A 17,268-nucleotide genomic window follows, 5' to 3' on the forward strand; every position below is an offset into this window, starting at 1 on the left:
TTCGTTTTGAACAACTGACTATTATCGCTCTCACTCTGTTAATAAATGTAACGGGCTTAATTCAGCCTGCATGCTTTGACGCCCTTTTTTTACTGGAAACGCCATGAATCTCTCTTTTACTGTACCCGAAACCTGTCAGGCGGCGGTCATCACCCGACGCGAACAGGCTATTCAGGCGGCGCAATCGCTGGCTGAGCAGGCGAAGCCCGGTGCCGTTGAGCGCGATCAGCAGCGGATTTATCCCGTTGATCTGCTGAATCAGTTCACCCGGCTTGGTCTGGGCAGTATCAGCGTTCCGCGTCGTTTTGGCGGAGGCGGGCTGGACTATCAAACCCTGGCCGAGGTTTTTCGCATTATCTCCGCCAGCGATCCCTCACTGGGCCAGATCCCGCAGAATCACTTTGGGCTGATTCAGTTCATCCTGGGCGAAGGCGAACCGGAACAGCAGCAAACGCTGCTGCAGGCCGTCGTGAACGGCAACCGGCTGGGTAACGGTGGTCCTGAAAAAAATACCCGTCATACGCGTGATGTTCAGGCCCGGCTGAGCGGAGATGAGAACGCGCGGTTTCTGACGGGAGAGAAGTTTTATTCAACCGGCGCGCTGTTTGCCGACATTCTGGTTACCACCGCTCTTCAGGATGATGACAGGCCTGTGATGGCTTTCATCCCGCTGCCTGCCCCAGGCGCAGAGATTGTCGATGACTGGTCTGGCATGGGGCAGCGTACCACGGCCAGCGGCACGGTCAGGCTTCATCAGGTGGCGGTCGATCCGGCCTGGATTATTCCGCTACCGTCGCCGGAGAAACCGACGCTGCGCGGTGCCGTTTCACAGTTCATCCAGGCGGCGATCGATGCCGGCATCGCGCAGGGCGCGCTGGACGATGCGCTGGCGTTCGTTCGCGATCACTCCCGTCCCTGGGTCGATGCCGGCGTGGCGCGCAACACGGACGATCCTTATATCCTTGCCGATATCGGTCGCATCAGTACCGAACTGAGCGCCGCCAATGCCCTGCTGCGAAGGGCGGCCCGCGTGCTCGACGCCACAGACCCGGCCGCGCTGACAGCCGAAAACAGCGCAGCCGCCTCAATTGCCGTGGCAGAAGCCAAAGTGCTGACCACGGAGATCGCCCTGCGAGCCAGCGAAAAGCTCCTGGAGTGGGGCGGCAGTCGCGCCACGCTGCTACAGCATGGTCTGGATCGCCACTGGCGCAACGCGCGCACCCACACCCTGCACGACCCGGTGCGCTGGAAAACCCACGCTATCGGCAACTACTACCTGAATGCAGTCTATCCCGCGCGTCATGCGTGGATTTAAGGAGAAAGTATGAGTCAGGTTCAGCCGAAACAGCCAGCGGAGAGCGTGCGCAGCGAACAGCAGGCGCTGGATGTCGCCGCACAGCTGGCGCAGCAGTTCCGTGAAGGTGCCGCAACCCGGGATCGCGAACGTGAGTTACCGCATCATCCGCTGCGGGCACTGTTTCAGTCCGGATTAGGGGCGATTACCGTGCCCGAAGCCTATGGCGGTATCGCGGCGTCGACAGCCACGCTGACCTCGGTGATTAGCCTGCTCAGCGAGGCCGATGCGGCAGTGGGTCAGGTTCCGCAGAACCATTTCTACGCGCTGGAAGTCCTGCGCCTTAACGGCAGCGAGTCTCAGAAACAACGCTTTTACGGTGAAGTGCTGGCTGGCGTCCATCTGGGAAATGCGCTGGCAGAATTTTCAGCCCGCGCCGCGCATCAGCGTACCACAGCGATCTGTAACAACGTCCTCAACGGCAGCAAATTCTACGCCACCGGCGCGCTGTTCGCCGACCGTATTCCCACTGCGGCGCGCGATGAAGCGGGCATAGAGCAGCTGGTGTTTGTGCCGCGCCATCAACCGGGCGTTACGGTGATCGACGACTGGAGTGGTTTTGGTCAGCGCACCACCGGCAGTGGCAGCGTGCTGTTCGATAATGTCCCGGTCGAGCCAGATGATGTCGTGCCGTTTCAGTCGGCCTTTGAGCGTCCCACCGCTCTTGGGCCGTTTGCCCAGATTCTGCATGCCGCTATCGATCAGGGCATTGCGCAGGCCGCCTTTAACGATATGCTCGATTTTCTGCGTCAGCGTGCCAGACCCTGGCCAGACAGCGGTATGAGCCGCGCCAGCGACGATCCCTTAACGCTTGATCGCACCGGCCGTCTGGCTGCGCGGCTGCGGGCAGGCGAGGCATTGATAGAAGAGGCGGCAGCGGCCGTTGATGCGGCGCAACGGCAGCCCGACGCCGGCACGGTCGCGCTGGCCTCTGTTGAGGTGGCCAAAGCACGGGCCTGGACAACAGAGGTGTCTCTGGAAGCCGCGAACCTGCTATTTGAACTCGGCGGCACACGCGCCAGCCTGCGGGAATACAATCTTGACCGCCACTGGCGCAATGCGCGCACGCATACCCTGCACGACCCGGTACGCTGGAAATATCCTGCGATAGGCAACTATCTGCTCAATGGCGTATTGCCCGCCCGCCGGGGCACGCTATGAGCCAGAAACAGGTTCTGCTTAACGCTTTCAATATGAACTGCGTCGGTCACATTCATCACGGCATGTGGACACATCCTCAGGATCACTCTACGGAATTTAACACGCTGCGTTACTGGACAGATCTGGCGCGCCTGCTGGAACAGGGCCTGTTCGACGGCGTGTTTATCGCCGATATTCTGGGCGTCTATGACGTTTATCAGCAGGGGATCGCGCTGACGGCGCGCGAGTCGATTCAGCTGCCGGTTAACGATCCGCTGATGCTGGTTTCCGCCATGGCGGGAGTCACAGAGCATCTGGGCTTCGCCGTTACCGCCAACCTTAGCTATGAAGCGCCGTATCCCTTTGCCCGTCGCCTCTCAACGCTGGATCATCTCACTCAGGGACGCATCGGCTGGAACATCGTCACCGGCTACCTGGACAGCGCGGCGCGGGCAATGGGCAATAAGCAGCTGCTGGCGCATGACCAGCGCTATGCCCAGGCCGATGAGTTTCTCGACGTCAGTTACCAGCTCTGGGAGGGAAGCTGGCAGGATGATGCGCTGGTGATAGATCGCCAGAACCGCCTCTATGCCGATGCCAGCAAAATTCACCCGGTAAAGCACCAGGGAGAGTTCTATCAGGTTGAGGGCTATCACCTCAGCAGCCCTTCACCGCAACGTACGCCGCTGCTGTTCCAGGCCGGCACGTCAGCGCGTGGCATCCGGTTCGCTGCCCGTCATGCCGAGTGTACCTTCGTCAATGCCGCCACACCCGCCGCGATGCGCCAGCAGACAAAGCGTCTGCGCCAGGCTGCGGTAGAAGCGGGTCGCCGTGCCGACGATATACGCATTTTTATGGGTGTCGGCGTGATTGTCGCCCCGACCGAGCGCGAAGCGCAGGGGAAGCACCAGAGCTATCTGGCCTATGCCAGCCCGGAAGCCGGTATTGCCCATTTCTCCAGCTCAATTGGTCTCGATCTGGCCGCCTTCGACCTGGATGAGCCGATCGTCAATGGTGAAACCCGTGCGATTGAGTCGGTAAGTCAGGCCTACAGCGGCTGGACCCGCCGTCGCCTGCTGGAGCAGCACGCCATGGGCAGCCGCTATCCGCTGATTATCGGTAATCCCTCTCAGGTGGCGGACGCGCTGCTGCACTGGATGGATGAGGGGGATATCGACGGCTTCAATCTGACACGCATTCTCAACCCGCAAAGTTACCGCGATTTTATCGAGCTGGTCGTACCGGAATTACAACAGCGCGGTCGTTATAAAACGGCTTATCAGCCCGGCTCACTGCGCAACAAAATTTTCCGGCAGGATCGCCTGCCCGATCGTCACCCGGCCGCGCACTGGCGTCATGCCACCGGACACCGTTGAACTGTTTAATCTCAAGGAATCATCATGACACGTATTAAACCCTTACGCGCCGCGCTGGGCGCGATACTGCTGACCCTCAGTGCCGTTGCCGCTGCAGACTATTCGGGACCGCTGAAAGTCGGGACGACTGCCGCCTTTGCCCCGCCGCTGGAAACCGCCGTGGCGGAAGCGAAGAAGCAGGGACTCGCGGTTGATCTGGTCGAGTTCACCGACTGGACCGCCCCTAACGTCAGCGTGGAAAATGGCGACATCGACGTTAACCTGTTCCAGCATAAGCCTTTTCTGGAGAATGCAAACCAGTCCGGTGGCTTCCATCTGGTCGCCTACGCGCCCGCCATCATCAACAACATCGGGCTCTACTCGAAAAAGCACAGCGCGATTGACCAGATACCCGAAGGCGGTACCGTGGCCATCGCTAATGACCCGATAAACGGTGCCCGCGGATTACTCCTTTTACAGAAAGCGGGACTGATTACGCTGAAGCCGAATGCCGGGCTCAAATCCACTCCCGACGATATCGTCAGCAACCCGAAGAAACTGAAAATCATCGAAGTTGAAGCGGTGCAGCTCTCACGCTCACTGGAAGAGGTCGATCTTGCGCAGGGTTATCCGCACTATCTGCGTCTGGCCAAAACGATCGACCCCAATCAGGCGCTGCTGTTTGATGGGCTGGAACACCCTGAATATGTTATTCAGTTCGTGATCCGTCAGGGGCATGAGAACGATCCGCGCCTGGCAAAATTTGTCGATATTTATCAGCACTCGCCGGTGGTGCGCGCCAGCCTCGACAGTTTCTATGGCAAGCTTTATCAGCCGGGCTGGAGCCAGTAATCATGGTCAGCGTTAGCTATCCGGAAACCAGCCCATTACCTCATTCCGCCGTTGCCACACAGGCCAGCGGCGCCGCGCACATTACCCTGGAAGCGTTGAGCAAACGCTATCCCGGTCAGGCGGTCGATGCGCTGTATAACATCCAGCTGCAGATCCAGCGCGGCGAGATTTTCGGCATCATTGGCCGCAGCGGAGCGGGCAAATCGACACTGATCCGCTGCCTTAACCGGCTCGAAGAGCCTGGCAGCGGGCGGATTGTCATCGATGGCACCGACATCAGCGCGCTGACGACCCGCCAGCTGGTCGAATGGCGGCGCAGCACCGGCATGATTTTCCAGCACTTCAATCTGCTCTCCGCCAAAACGGTCCGGCAGAACATCGAGCTGCCGCTCAGGGTTGCGGGTGTGCCTGCGGCTGAGCGGGCGCGTAAAGTGGATGCGTTACTGGCGCTGGTCGGGCTGGAGTCGCGTCAGCACGCCTGGCCCGCTCAGCTTTCCGGAGGACAGAAACAGCGCGTCGGCATTGCGCGTGCGCTGGTGCACGACCCGGAGCTGCTGCTGTGTGACGAAGCGACCTCGGCACTCGATCCTGAAACCACGCGCGCCATCCTGGCGCTGCTGAAGAAAATCAATCAGCAGCGCCACATTACCATTGTCCTCATCACCCATGAGATGGATGTCGTTCACGACCTCTGCCACAACGTGGCGGTGATCGACCAGGGTGAAATCATTGAGCGCGGCCCGGTCTGGCAGGTCTACAGCGATCCGCAGCAGGAGACCACGCGACAGCTGCTGAATCCCGATCATCAGACACTGCCAGAATCGGTCGCCAGCCGCCTGAGCGACCGCCGCCTGCAGCCCGATGCCCGGCTGTTACTGCGGCTGCGCTACACCGGGCAGGGTGCTCAGCCGGATATCGGTGCGCTGAGCGCCCTGATTCCGGGTGAAATCACCGTGATCTACAGCGCGATTGAGTGGGTGACACAGAAGCCGATTGGCCAGATGCTGGTCCTGCTGGATGCCCGGCATGAAGCGCAGGCAGTGACCGCTCAGCTGTCGCATATCGCCGATCAACTGGAGGTGTCAGGTTATGTCACAGGCTATTGAACGTTTATGGAGCGCACTGCTGGATACCCTGCTGATGGTCGGGGTCTCTTCGGCGCTGGCGCTGCTGCTGGGATTACCGATGGCGGTGCTTCTGGTGGTGAGCGGACGCGGGGATCTTTTCCCCAGTCCGGTACTCAACCGGGTGCTGGGCTGGATGGTTAATCTCTTTCGCTCGGTTCCCTTTCTGATCCTGATGGTGGCGCTAATCCCATTTACCCGCTGGATAGTCGGTACGACCTATGGCGTCTGGGCCGCAGTGGTGCCGCTGACCCTTGCAGCTACTCCGTTTTTTGCCCGCATTGCCGAAGTGAGCCTGCGTGAAGTGGATAAAGGACTGACGGAAGCGGCGCAGGCGATGGGCTTTCACCGCTGGCATATTATCTGGCATGTGCTGTTGCCTGAAGCGCGGCCTGGCATCGTCAGCGGCTTCACCATTACGCTGGTGACGATGATCAATGCGTCGGCGATGGCGGGTGCCATCGGTGCCGGTGGCCTGGGCGACCTGGCCTATCGGTATGGCTATCAGCGTTTCGATATGCAGGTGATGGTGACCGTGATCGTGGTGCTGGTCGCGCTGGTGACCCTGCTTCAGCTCTGCGGCGATCGGTTATCGCGTCGGCTGAATCATCGTTAGCCCCTGAGGCCGGGTTCCCCCGGCCTTTTTTTATCACGCGCCCCCGCCGTTCCCTATCTGCCAGATAAAGGTCGGATCGCTGCCATTTACTTCCCAGTCACCCACATTGCGGATTTTGTAGATCACCGGATTGTGCGAGGAGACCGTACGGGCGTTGCGCCAGTGCCTGTCCAGCGCCTTGCTGACGCGGGTATCGGACGCCCCCAGCGCATTAAACAGCTCAGTCGCAGCGCGGGGCACCAGCTCTGTCGCCACGGCCTGCGCCCGGGCTGACTCCACCTCGGCCAGCACATTAGCCGCATGCCGTGCGGATTCACCGGCACCATTCTGCTCAAGCTCAAACACCCGCTGCAGAGCGTGAGTGGCGCGCTCAGCGGCCGCTTCTACTGCCCAGGCCCAGCTGCTGATCTGGCCCACAACCTGCAACACCTGCACATCCTGTCTGGCCTGTGGCGCATTGCCGTGACTGTAAATCCGCTTACGCTGCGCCACAGCCAGTGCCGCATCACGCACTACTGCCCGGCCAATACCGGCCAGGGTAGAGAGTAAAACGTGCTGATAAAAGGCAGTCTGATAGCGGAAGCGCGTACTGAAATCGTACACATGAGCGGACTCAATATGGGCCTGATCAAAACGCGTGGTGCCGCTGCCGGTCAGGCGCTGTCCAAACCCATCCCAGTCATCGTCACGCTCAACGCCATTCTGGTGCGTGCTGACCAGCGCAATCACGTCGCGGCTGTTGTCGGCTCGCCGGGCAAAAACATCGATCCAGTCAGCATAAAGGGTTCCGGTGCTGTAAAACTTTTCACCGCTGATCGTCCAGCCATCCGGTGCCAGGGAAACCTGGGTGATGACCTCACCCAGTTTCACCGTGCCCGTTTCACTCCAGCCGCTGCCCACCAGCTCGCCATCCACAAAACGGCGAAACCAGCGAAGCCGTTCAGCATCCGCAGGCTGATTCAGGCGATCTTCAACAAACGCGAAGTGTGCACGCAGTGCCTGAGGCAGGTTTGAATCCGCCTCGGCCAGCGCGGTCAGCAGCGAAAAGAGCTGAGGCAGTGACACCCCGAAGCCACCTTCCTCTTTCGGGATGCGCAGCGTGCCAAAGCGGGCTTCTTTCAGCCAGGCGATGGGCTTATGCAACAGTGTACGCGTTGTTTCACGCCTGGAGGCGGCTTCGGCGATACGGGTAAACAGCGGCCTGAACTGTTCGGTCAGTGCCGCAAACTCAGTCCGGGTTAATTCAGACATGATCTTCTCCTGTGGTGGGTTGTTCATCAATGTCCTGTCGGGTCGGTTCAAACCGGACGACCAGCAGGAAAATTATCGGGATCAGCGCAGCGAGTGAGACAATCCAGAACATATCGGTGCTGTACCGGGCCTGCAGAATCGGCAGGATGAATAGCGCCAGCGCACTGCCGATTCCCGAAAGCGAGCGGCTGAAACCGACGCCGGTCGCGCGGATATGGGTTGGATAGGAGAGTGCGGGATAGATCATTAACTGCGCGCCGGGTCCAAACCCTTCAGCAAACAGCCAAAGTCCCAGCATCAGCACGGCAAACACTACTCCAATCGTCGCCTGCGGATGACCAATCAGCGCCAGGGAGATCAGCGCGATAAACTGCAGCGCAAAGCCGGCAATCGCCACATGCCTGGAAGGGAACTTCCACGCCAGCCGCATCCCCAGCAAACCGCCGGTAAAGGCGAACAGTGCGTTGAGTCCCAGGGAGGCAGAGATGGTTTCAAACACGCCCGCGCCCAGGAACTGCGCCAGAATAGAGGGCAGGAAGAAAGCAATGGCGGTGTATTCAAAGGCGATACAGACGTTCATTACTGCGCTGACGATCGTGCGTTCGCGGTAAGGCTTCTGAAACAACACGCGGAAACTCACTTTCGGGGCCGCTTTCGCGGCCTTAGTTTTTTCAGGCTGCTCTTCATGCGCAATAATGCCGTAGGAGTCGCGCAGAATGCGCACGGCACCGCTCAAATCGCCCTGATTTGCAGCCCACAGCGGTGACTCATTCATAAACTTACTGCGCACCGCGATAATCAGCAGGGCCGGTACGGCACCAAACAGCAGCGAGGCGCGCCACAGCCAGTCGATATGCGCGGCAGGTAACAGGAAGTAGAGCGCAAAAATGATAAAAAAGCAGGCTGAGGAAGCGGCGTACCACATCGGGCACCAGGCGGCAAGGCGCGACGCTTTGTTGCCTTTACCGGAGAATTTCGAGAACTCAGCGAGATAAGCCATGGCGACCGGCAGGTCGATCCCGACCCCGACGCCCATCAGAAAACGCGCGCCAATCAGGACCCAGACGTTGGGCGCCAGGCCCGCCGCGATAGCCGAGACGACAAAGAACAGCATGTCCGCCATAAAAACTGAATAGCGGCCATATTTGTCGGTCAGCCAGCCGCCGACCAGATTACCCACGATGGTCCCTATCATGATGGAGGATGTTACCAGCCCGGTGAGAAGTGGAGTCAGCCCAAACTCTTTAACCACATCATCGATGCCATAAGAGAGCGTCGTGAGATCGTAAGCATCAAGAAATACGCCGCCCAGCGCCAGAAATACGATCCAGCGGGCGTAACTGTTTTTCTCACTGTTACTGTTAATCAGCCGGGCCACATCACTGACCGAACGAACCGGTGTGGAATGCGGCGGCGGGGCGGTCAGGGTGTCGTCAATATTCAGTGTACTCATCGTATCCTCGTTATTATTTAAGCAGGCAACGCAGCTGTTATAAGTTCAGCCCCCCGGGTAAACAACCAACAATTTCGGATAATTATTACAATAAATTCAATAAGTTAAAATCAAATCTCGGGCATGCGGAAAACCGGATAAATCGTCTGACTTATCCGGTTCTGTCCGGCGGCTGTCTGTTTTTTACTGCCCGAAACAGAGCGGGCAAAGGGCTGACCTCTCCTGTTTCCGTCAGACCTTTTCGCTTTCTGGCTGCTGTTTCATGTCTGATGTACGACGATACCCGGCTCCCGGATGCGGCGAGGTCAATCGTGGCCCCTGTCCGAACAGTTTTTCACGCAGCGTGCCCGCCTGATAAGCCTGCTTATAGACACCGCGCTTTTGCAGTTCCGGCACCAGCAGCTCCACCACGTCGGAAAAGGTTTCATGCGTCACCGCGTAAGCGAGGTTAAAGCCATCCACATCGGTCTCCTCAACCCAACTCTGCAACTCATCTGCCACGGTTTCAGCACTGCCTACCAGCAACGGACCAAATCCGCCAATGCCAACCCAGTCTGCCAGCCCCTGTACCGTCCATTGACGGTTGGGATCGGCGGTGGAAAATGTCTCAACCGCTGACTGAATCGCGTTGGTGTGCAGATGCTTCAGGACCTGATCTGGTTGATACTGGCCAAAATCGATACCGGTCCAGCCGGAGATCAGCGCCAGTGCCCCTTCGTAACTGACATAACTTTTGTACTCCTGCCATTTCGCCTGTGCCGCCAGGTCCGTCTCGCCCACAATCACAGTCTGCAAATTGAAGATCAGGATGGATCGCGGGTCGCGTCCCGCCTCTGCGGCCCGCCGGCGAATATCCGCTACCGTTTTTTTCAGCAGCACTTTCGACGGCGCTGCAACGAACACACATTCCGCGTGCTCCGCCGCAAACGCCTTGCCGCGGCTGGACGCCCCCGCCTGGTAGAGTACCGGGGTGCGCTGCGGTGACGGTTCGCACAGATGAATTCCCGGCACCTGAAAAAAGGTGCCCTGATGGTTAATCGGATGGATTTTATCGGGATTGCTGAAAATACGGCGTTCGCGGTCACGCAGTATCGCCTCCTCTTCCCAGCTTCCTTCCAGCAGTTTGTAGACAACCTGGAGATATTCATCCGCATAGTCGTAGCGAGCGTCGTGGTCGGTCTGAGCCTGATAACCGATATTCCGTGCGCCACTTTCCAGATAGGAGGTCACAATATTCCAGCCGACACGGCCTTTGGTCAGATGATCGAGGGTCGAGAGGCGGCGTGCAAAGGGGTAGGGGTGTTCAAATGACAGCGAAGCGGTGAGACCAAACCCCAGATGTTCCGTGACCAGCGCCATCGGCGTGATCAGCGCAAGGGGATCGTTAACCGGCACCTGCGTGGCCTGACGGATAGCCGCCTGGTTGTTGCCGTTGTACACATCATAAACACCCAGCACGTCGGCAATAAACAGCCCGTCAAATTTACCGCGCTCCAGCAGACGCGCCAGATCGGTCCAGTAGGTCAGGTCCTTGTACTGCCACGAGCGATCGCGCGGATGCGCCCACAGGCCGGGAGACTGATGACCGACGCAGTTCATATCAAAAGCATTCAGACGAATTTCACGTTTCGATGACATAGCAGCTCCTGAGCGGATGCGGCATCACGCTGCCGCCCGCTCTTTCAGATTGATATTGTGAGAAGGGGATCAGTGCGTCAGGAAGCCGGGACATCGCTCGCTGATGGAGGAGGGCGTAGCGCTGAGCAACATGCGCGCGACGGATTCAGCATGCTCGGCTACCTGCGGCAGTCCCATCAGCTCGCCAAAACGCCCGCGCGCGGCGGGCCCGGCGACATAAAGCCGGGGGCTGGCTTCACCCTGTGTATTCACAGCCTGCGACAAGGCGTTTACCCGCATGCCCAGCGCCAGCGCATCGGGCTGGATCACGCCGTCACCCTGTAACTGGCTCAGCAGCGGGTTGCTGTCCAGCAGCGCGTTGTGCGCCGGGCCGGTGGTCACAATTACCTTATCCACCTCGCAAACCTCCTGATCGGCTCCTCGCAGACGCAGCGTCAGCCGCAGCGCGTCATCGGCCGGTTCAGCCGCAATCAGACGGGCGGCACGCAGCGAGAGCTGACCGCTGGCCTGCAGCTGTGAGAGAACCTGACTGACCTGTGGCGCGATGCGATAGCGGTGAACATCCCACCAGGGGCGGAGATGCTGCAGAAAACGCTGCTGTTCCGGCAGCGGTAAACTCTGCCAGATACGCTGACCGTTGCGGCGGATATCATCCAGCACTAGCTGCCAGGGCAGATTCAGCACCGCTGCCCGTTTAACCTCCTGACGCACCCGCTGTAACCAGCCGCGCGCGGTCGCGGACTGCGGCTGACTGTAATCCAGGCTGTAGGCCGCCTCACTGCCGCTCAGATTGGCGCGCGGCAGCAGTCCGCGACGGGAGAAAACGGTGATGTGACCCCGGTGCTGCTGGCGGTGCAGCGAGGCGACAACATCCGACATCGTCAGGCCCGAGCCGATAATCGCTATCCGGCTGTCTGGCGCAATCTGCGTCAGCGCATCACGCTGCCAGGGGTCAGCGATCACGCCGGGATGCGCCTGTAGCTGCTTCAGCCGCGCAGGCAGCGCGGGCGGGGGATGGCTGATAGCCAGTACTACCTGATCCGCCCGGATCCGTTCTCCACGGGCGGTGGTCACGACCCCGTTCCGCAGCGATAAGGCGCTGTCCTGCAGGTGTCTCAGCGTCACCGGAGAGTGTTTCTGCTGATGGATAAACTGTGCGTTTACCCAGCGACCAAACTCACCGCGCTGCGGATAGACGTTGCCGTCATGCCACAACGCGTCCGGGTCGTTCAGATAGCCGGGCGAGGCCCGGAAGTCACGATCAAACAGACCCTCTTCATCGCCCGCAAGCTGCATTCTGGAAGCCGGAACATTAATACGGTGCGCCGGATCGCGGGTGCCGTAGGCCACGCCCTGTGCCAGTTCGTCACGCGGTTCAATCACCGTCACGTTCAGGCCCGGCTGGCCCTGTCTGGCAAGATAGATCGCCAGCGCGGTGCCGGTGAATCCCCCGCCGATAATAACAATCTGCTGTTGCAACATAAGCGAGCCTTCTCTTCTGTTAACGCGGGTTAACCCGGACGGCGGTCGCCGCCAATCGTTTCACCAAACGGGCCGGTATTTACGCTGCGCTGTTTCTTTTCGGCGTTGGCCGCCAGCGGTAACAGCGGCATTACCAGCTCGGCAAAGCGATGCGCCTCTTCGAGATGCGGATAACCGGAGAAGATAAAGTTCTCGATCCCCAGCGCCTGATATTCACGAATACGGTCGGCAACCTGCTGCGGGCTGCCTACCAGCGCGGTGCCTGCACCGCCCCGCACCAGCCCCACGCCTGCCCACAGATTGGGGCCGATGCGCAGGCTCTCGCGTGAGCCCTGATGCAGCGCACTCATCCGCGCCTGTCCGGCCGAATCCATGCGGGCAAAGATTTTCTGGGCCGCCGCAATGGTCTCTTCGTCGAGATGCGAGATCAGCCGGTCAGCAGCCGCCCAGGCTTCCTCTTCAGTTTCACGCACGATGACATGCAGGCGAATGCCATAGGAGAGCGTCCGGCCTTTTTCCTCCGCCCGCTGACGGACGACCGCCAGCTTCTCCGCCACCTGCTCAACCGGTTCGCCCCACGTCAGATAGCTATCGATCTGACTGGCCGCCACGTCAATAGCCGCATCCGAGGAGCCGCCAAAATAGAGCGGCGGGCCATTTTCCTGCACCGGGGGGAAGAGGATTTCGGCGCCTTCGACGCGGATATGATCGCCGTTGAAATCGACTTTTTCGCCTTTGAGCAGACGCGAGTAGACCTCAAGAAACTCCCGTGTAACCTGATAACGTTCAGCATGACTCAGAAAAATTCCGTCGCCTTTGTTTTCAACCGGATCGCCTCCGGTTACCACGTTTATCAGCAGCCGCCCTCCGGAAAGACGGTCCAGCGTGGCGGCCATGCGTGCGGCCAGACTGGGTGGCTGCAGGCCCGGACGCACGGCCACTAAATAGCGCAGCTTTTTGGTGATCGGGGCCAGCGCCGACGCCACCAGCCATGAATCTTCGCAGCTCTTCCCGGTCGGAATTAATACACCATAAAAACCCAGATTATCTGCCGCCAGCGCAACCTGCTGTAAGTAGGGTAAATCGACCGCTCTGCCACCCTCCGTCGTGCCCAGATAGCGCCCATCGCCGTGGGTCGGCAGAAACCAGAAGAGGTTGAGGTTTTCCTGTGTCACATGGCTCATTAGCAGATTCCTTTATAACGATATTTGAATTTATTACATAGGGATAATTACTTTGGTTATATAGCTGTTAGCAGTAATCGTGCCAGAACTAACCAGAATATATTTTCTTTATAATCATCAGGATAGGATGGATAACGTTTTGCCGGTGCTGTTGCATTTGCAACAGCGGCAGCCGCCCTCTGCCGCATTGGCAACACTCAAATACTCTGAGCCTCTCGTTTCCGGGGCGGCCGCACGGTATGGTCTCTGTTTCCCCGTTTAGCCGGTAAAAAAACGATGCAGATTGCCACCCCAGAGTTGATCGATCCCGCCTCAAAGGCGTTTCAGAGCGTGCTTGATCAGCTTGCGCCGACGGATGCGACCGTGTTGATTATTGGTGAAACCGGAACAGGTAAAGAGGTCATGGCGCGCTATCTGCATTATCACAGCGCACGCAGAGATAAGCCTTTCCTGGCCGTCAACTGCGGCACACTCACCGAAAGCCTGGCAGAGTCCGAACTCTTTGGTCATGAGAAAGGGGCGTTCACCGGCGCGCAGAATCGTCATAGCGGCTGGTTCGAGGCCGCAGATGGCGGCACGCTGTTGCTGGATGAGGTAGGAGAACTGAGCCTGCCGCTGCAGATAAAACTGCTGCGTGTGCTGCAGGAGCGTGAAATCACCCGTGTCGGCTCCTCCAGAGCGATCAAAGTCAATGTGCGGGTTATCGCAGCCACCAATCGCGATCTGGCGGCCGCCATTCGCGAGCGGCGTTTCCGGGAGGATCTTTATTACCGACTCAACGTGGCGAGCGTCACGCTGCCGCCGCTGCGACAGCGCTGCGAAGACATACCCGTGCTCGCGCATCACTTTCTGCAGCTCTATGCGCGCCGGCTTGGCCGTCCTCAGCTCCGGCTCAGCGACGAGGCGCTGGCGACGCTGATGGCCTACAGCTGGCCGGGCAACATCCGGGAACTGGAGAATACGCTACACAATGCCGTACTGCTTAGTCAGAGCGCGCTGGTGACACCGCAGCAGCTCCGGCTGAGCCCGCTGACAGGTCCCGGGACGTCGCCGGGCGAAGAGGCGATGGATCAGTTTCTGAAACAGCAGATGCAGCAAAGCGAGACACCGCTCTATCCGCGGATGATCGCCGCGCTGGTCAGAAATGCTCTGGAACTGACGCAGGGCAATCAGCTTCAGGCTGCCGCGTTGCTTGGCATCAGCCGTCATACGCTGCGGACGCACCTCGGGCACCTTGGGATCATCAGGCCACGCCGCAGTCACATGCCTCCGCGCAGCGCTTCCGCCTTTCAGCCTGCCGCAAAAGAGCGCGAGCTGCGCATCGGTTATCAGAAGTTCGGCAGTCTGGGGATCCTGAAAGCCCGTCAGTCACTGGAGCAGCAGCTGGCCGATCGCGGTGTCAGCGTACTGTGGAGTGAGTTTCCCGCTGGCCCGCAGCTGCTGCATGCGCTCAGCAATAAGGAGATCGATTTTGGCACCACGGGGGAGGTGCCGCCGCTGTTTGCGCAGGCCGATCATAGCCCGATGCTGTATGTCGCCTGGGAACCCGCAGCACCGCAGAGCGTCGCGCTGGTGGTGCCAGACAGTAGTCCGATTCAGCGCGTCAGCGATCTCAGAGGAAAACGCATCGCCGTAAACCGGGGCTCTAACGTTCACTACCTGCTGTTACAGATTCTGGATGAAGCGGGGTTAGGCCTGGATGAGGTGCGCATCCTCTACGCGCCACCTAAATATCCGTTAACGCCCAGCGATCTCAACGCCGTGGATGCCTGGATGATGTGGGATCCGCTGCTCAGTGATGCAGAGAACAGCGGGCGGTTCAGGGTTATCGCTGACGGCAGCGACCGGGTCAGCAACCATCAGTTCTACCTTGCTGAACGCGGGTTCGCCGCACATGCCGGAGATCTGATAGCGGTTCTGCTGGCCGCGCTGGAGCAGACCGGCCGCTACATTGATGCGCACCGCGCAGAAGCGGCAGGCCTGCTCTCAACTGAACTGGGCATCCCGACAACCTCTCTGCTGCACGCGCTGACGCGACGCAGCCACCAGACGCAGCGGATGAGTTTGGCCATCATCCGGGAGCAGCAGATGATCGCTGATCGCTTCTATGCGCTGGGATTGCTTAGTCGCGCAATTCGGGTTCGCGAGTCCGTCTGGCATCCATAGCGTTTTTTCAGCTAAGCATCGAACTTTTCATCGCTAAGCGCCTGAACCTGCGTTTGTTATGTTGCGCTGACTACAACAGGCTCAGGAATGAGAAATGAAAAAAGTTTTACTCAGCGCACTAATTATTGCCGCCCAGGCGGGATTTGCATTCAACACCCAGGCAGCCGATAAGCCCGATACGGTAAATATCGGTTTTCAGAAAGCAAACATCTTCGCTCTGCTCAAATATCGCGGCACGCTGGATGAGGAGTTTAAAAAGCAGGGGATTGCGGTTCACTGGATTGAGTTTCCCGCCGGACCACAGATGCTGGAAGGTCTGAATATCGGCAGTATCGATCTCGCGGCCACCGGCGACGCGCCACCTGCGTTTGCCCAGGCAGCACAGGCCGATCTGGTTTATCTGGCGCACTCGCCAGCTAATCCGAAAACCGAAGCGATTGTCGTTCCGGCCGATTCACCTGTCAAAAGTGTGGCGGACCTCAAGGGTAAGCGCGTGGCGCTGAACAAAGGGTCTGACGTTAACTATATGCTGGTCACAGCCCTGGAGAAGGCAGGGCTAAGCTATAAGGATATTACGCCGGTCTATCTGCCGCCCGCCGATGCGCGGGCGGCTTTCCAGCGTGGCGCGGTCGATGCGTGGGTTATCTGGGACCCTTACTACGCGGAAGTTGAAACCAACGCCCATGCCCGGTTAATCAGCAACGCCGAAGGGCTGGTGCCGCACTACACCTTCTATCTGGCCAGCCGCAAATTTGCGGAAGGTCATCCGGCAGTCGCCAGCAAGGTGATAGATGAGCTGGGCACACTTAGCGCCTGGGCCAATCAGCACCAGGATGAGGCGGCAAAAATCATGTCTGCCTCAACCGGTCTGCCGCAGCCCATCTGGCAGCGCGCGCTGGCAAGGATGCCCTTTGGCGCAGAGCGCATGACGCCTGAAGTCTTTACGCAGCAGCAGGCCCTGGCTGATACCTTTACGCGGATTGGCCTGCTGCCGGTAAAGGTCGATATCCGCAGCGCGACCTGGTCACAGGATAAAAAATAGGGCGGTCGGGCAGAGGTTCGCGATCCAGGCCTCTGCCTGATAGAGAGGAGCGTTAATTCACTGCCTGACTCTTTGAGCTTAGCCCCAACGTAAAGAGCATTCTGATATTAATATGATTTTCTTCAAATTTATGGCTCAATCGCGTCAGGAGTATGAGTGCAGCAAGCTGAATCTACTCGCTTACAGTCATAGCTCAAGCCTTAATTTAACATAATTATGATTATGCGAACTTAATGGCGCTTTTTTTTGTTAAACTACTTTGGCTGATTATGACCAGTTATCGCAGTTCAAAAAGCTTATCAGGCAACGGCAAAATCGGCAGGAGTTGATTCTCAGGTCACAGCTCTTTTGCATGAGCTGAGGTATGGGAGGCGTGAAGATAAAATACTCAGTGACAAGAGTGCTTCAGCTCTTCCTCAGTCAGACCAGTCACATTCATAACAGACTGAATGTCCATACCATTCTTCAACAGATTGCGGGCGATTTTGAGGCTCGCTTCCTGTATGCCTTCCTGTCGCCCTTCCTGACGGCCTTTCTGCTCAAGCTGCTGTGCAATCGTCATCAGTTCATCCTCATGTTGTGGTACCCGCAGCGCCAGCTCACGGATAAAG

At 58.8% G+C, this 17,268-nt stretch carries 14 protein-coding genes; 8 read left to right on the top strand and 6 right to left on the bottom strand.

Features of this window, described 5'->3' with window-relative positions; all coding sequences use genetic code 11:
- Positions 1-103 precede the first annotated feature (103 nt).
- Genes B4M48_RS16585 through B4M48_RS16610 form a run of 6 tightly spaced genes read left to right on the top strand, consistent with a single transcriptional unit; the run spans position 104 to position 6,441 of the window.
- Positions 104-1,315 (top strand): SfnB family sulfur acquisition oxidoreductase, encoded by a 1,212-nt coding sequence (locus tag B4M48_RS16585; RefSeq protein ID WP_288657295.1) that lies wholly within the window; start codon positions 104-106, stop codon positions 1,313-1,315.
- A 9-nt stretch (positions 1,316-1,324) separates the two neighbouring features.
- The gene (locus tag B4M48_RS16590) at positions 1,325-2,515 is read left to right on the top strand and encodes an SfnB family sulfur acquisition oxidoreductase (RefSeq protein ID WP_288657297.1); all 1,191 of its coding nucleotides are present in this window, start codon (positions 1,325-1,327) and stop codon (positions 2,513-2,515) included.
- Entirely contained in the window at positions 2,512-3,870 is a 1,359-nt protein-coding gene (locus tag B4M48_RS16595) for an LLM class flavin-dependent oxidoreductase (RefSeq protein WP_288657298.1), read from the top strand. Before B4M48_RS16590 ends, B4M48_RS16595 begins: the two co-directional genes overlap by 4 nt.
- 24 nt (positions 3,871-3,894) lie before the next feature.
- Positions 3,895-4,701, top strand: a complete 807-nt coding sequence (locus tag B4M48_RS16600) for a MetQ/NlpA family ABC transporter substrate-binding protein (RefSeq protein WP_288657300.1) — start codon at positions 3,895-3,897, stop codon at positions 4,699-4,701.
- A gap of 2 nt (positions 4,702-4,703) precedes the next feature.
- On the top strand, positions 4,704-5,807 hold the full coding sequence (locus B4M48_RS16605; protein ID WP_288657302.1) for a methionine ABC transporter ATP-binding protein: 1,104 nt from the start codon (positions 4,704-4,706) through the stop codon (positions 5,805-5,807).
- On the top strand, positions 5,791-6,441 hold the full coding sequence (locus tag B4M48_RS16610) for a methionine ABC transporter permease (protein WP_104085963.1): 651 nt from the start codon (positions 5,791-5,793) through the stop codon (positions 6,439-6,441). The genes B4M48_RS16605 and B4M48_RS16610 overlap by 17 nt, the downstream gene beginning before the upstream one ends.
- Positions 6,442-6,474: 33 nt before the next feature.
- Here B4M48_RS16610 and B4M48_RS16615 read toward each other — a convergent pair whose 3' ends face one another.
- The 5 genes from B4M48_RS16615 to ssuD all read right to left on the bottom strand — a co-directional run bounded on the left by B4M48_RS16615 (position 6,475) and on the right by ssuD (position 13,449).
- On the bottom strand, positions 6,475-7,692 hold the full coding sequence (locus tag B4M48_RS16615; RefSeq protein WP_288657305.1) for a monooxygenase: 1,218 nt from the start codon (positions 7,690-7,692) through the stop codon (positions 6,475-6,477).
- Positions 7,685-9,145: an MFS transporter gene (locus tag B4M48_RS16620; RefSeq protein WP_288657306.1), complete on the bottom strand. Its 1,461-nt coding sequence runs from the start codon at positions 9,143-9,145 to the stop codon at positions 7,685-7,687. Before B4M48_RS16620 ends, B4M48_RS16615 begins: the two co-directional genes overlap by 8 nt.
- Before the next feature lie 231 nt (positions 9,146-9,376).
- A complete protein-coding gene (locus tag B4M48_RS16625) occupies positions 9,377-10,783 on the bottom strand; it encodes an LLM class flavin-dependent oxidoreductase (protein WP_108570312.1) in 1,407 nt (468 codons plus the stop codon).
- Positions 10,784-10,852: 69 nt separating this feature from the next.
- On the bottom strand, positions 10,853-12,265 hold the full coding sequence (locus tag B4M48_RS16630; RefSeq protein WP_288657307.1) for an FAD/NAD(P)-binding protein: 1,413 nt from the start codon (positions 12,263-12,265) through the stop codon (positions 10,853-10,855).
- Between the two features lie 29 nt (positions 12,266-12,294).
- The gene (gene ssuD / locus B4M48_RS16635; RefSeq protein ID WP_104085968.1) at positions 12,295-13,449 is read right to left on the bottom strand and encodes an FMNH2-dependent alkanesulfonate monooxygenase; all 1,155 of its coding nucleotides are present in this window, start codon (positions 13,447-13,449) and stop codon (positions 12,295-12,297) included.
- A gap of 276 nt (positions 13,450-13,725) precedes the next feature.
- On the opposite strand from ssuD, the gene B4M48_RS16640 reads away from it, so the two are divergent.
- Together B4M48_RS16640 and B4M48_RS16645 are read left to right on the top strand one after the other, a co-directional pair.
- Positions 13,726-15,615, top strand: a complete 1,890-nt coding sequence (locus tag B4M48_RS16640; protein WP_288657310.1) for a sigma-54-dependent Fis family transcriptional regulator — start codon at positions 13,726-13,728, stop codon at positions 15,613-15,615.
- Positions 15,616-15,709: 94 nt separating this feature from the next.
- Entirely contained in the window at positions 15,710-16,657 is a 948-nt protein-coding gene (locus B4M48_RS16645) for a sulfonate ABC transporter substrate-binding protein (protein WP_288657311.1), read from the top strand.
- 388 nt (positions 16,658-17,045) lie between these two features.
- On the opposite strand, the gene B4M48_RS16650 is transcribed toward B4M48_RS16645, so the two are convergent.
- The coding region (locus B4M48_RS16650) for an Rpn family recombination-promoting nuclease/putative transposase (protein WP_288657312.1) at positions 17,046-17,268 on the bottom strand (223 nt) is incomplete at its 5' end.

The sequence above is a fragment of the Pantoea sp. UBA6567 genome (assembly GCF_002434165.1).
GTDB classification, from domain to species: Bacteria; Pseudomonadota; Gammaproteobacteria; order Enterobacterales; family Enterobacteriaceae; genus Pantoea; species Pantoea eucrina.

Coding starts and splice junctions, on each gene's coding strand:
- B4M48_RS16585 (WP_288657295.1), top strand. CDS start 104: ATGAATCTCTCTTTTACTGTACCCGAAACCTGTCAGGCGGCGGTCATC.
- B4M48_RS16590 (WP_288657297.1), top strand. CDS start 1,325: ATGAGTCAGGTTCAGCCGAAACAGCCAGCGGAGAGCGTGCGCAGCGAA.
- B4M48_RS16595 (WP_288657298.1), top strand. CDS start 2,512: ATGAGCCAGAAACAGGTTCTGCTTAACGCTTTCAATATGAACTGCGTC.
- B4M48_RS16600 (WP_288657300.1), top strand. CDS start 3,895: ATGACACGTATTAAACCCTTACGCGCCGCGCTGGGCGCGATACTGCTG.
- B4M48_RS16605 (WP_288657302.1), top strand. CDS start 4,704: ATGGTCAGCGTTAGCTATCCGGAAACCAGCCCATTACCTCATTCCGCC.
- B4M48_RS16610 (WP_104085963.1), top strand. CDS start 5,791: ATGTCACAGGCTATTGAACGTTTATGGAGCGCACTGCTGGATACCCTG.
- B4M48_RS16615 (WP_288657305.1), bottom strand. CDS start 7,692: ATGTCTGAATTAACCCGGACTGAGTTTGCGGCACTGACCGAACAGTTC.
- B4M48_RS16620 (WP_288657306.1), bottom strand. CDS start 9,145: ATGAGTACACTGAATATTGACGACACCCTGACCGCCCCGCCGCCGCAT.
- B4M48_RS16625 (WP_108570312.1), bottom strand. CDS start 10,783: ATGTCATCGAAACGTGAAATTCGTCTGAATGCTTTTGATATGAACTGC.
- B4M48_RS16630 (WP_288657307.1), bottom strand. CDS start 12,265: ATGTTGCAACAGCAGATTGTTATTATCGGCGGGGGATTCACCGGCACC.
- ssuD (WP_104085968.1), bottom strand. CDS start 13,449: ATGAGCCATGTGACACAGGAAAACCTCAACCTCTTCTGGTTTCTGCCG.
- B4M48_RS16640 (WP_288657310.1), top strand. CDS start 13,726: ATGCAGATTGCCACCCCAGAGTTGATCGATCCCGCCTCAAAGGCGTTT.
- B4M48_RS16645 (WP_288657311.1), top strand. CDS start 15,710: ATGAAAAAAGTTTTACTCAGCGCACTAATTATTGCCGCCCAGGCGGGA.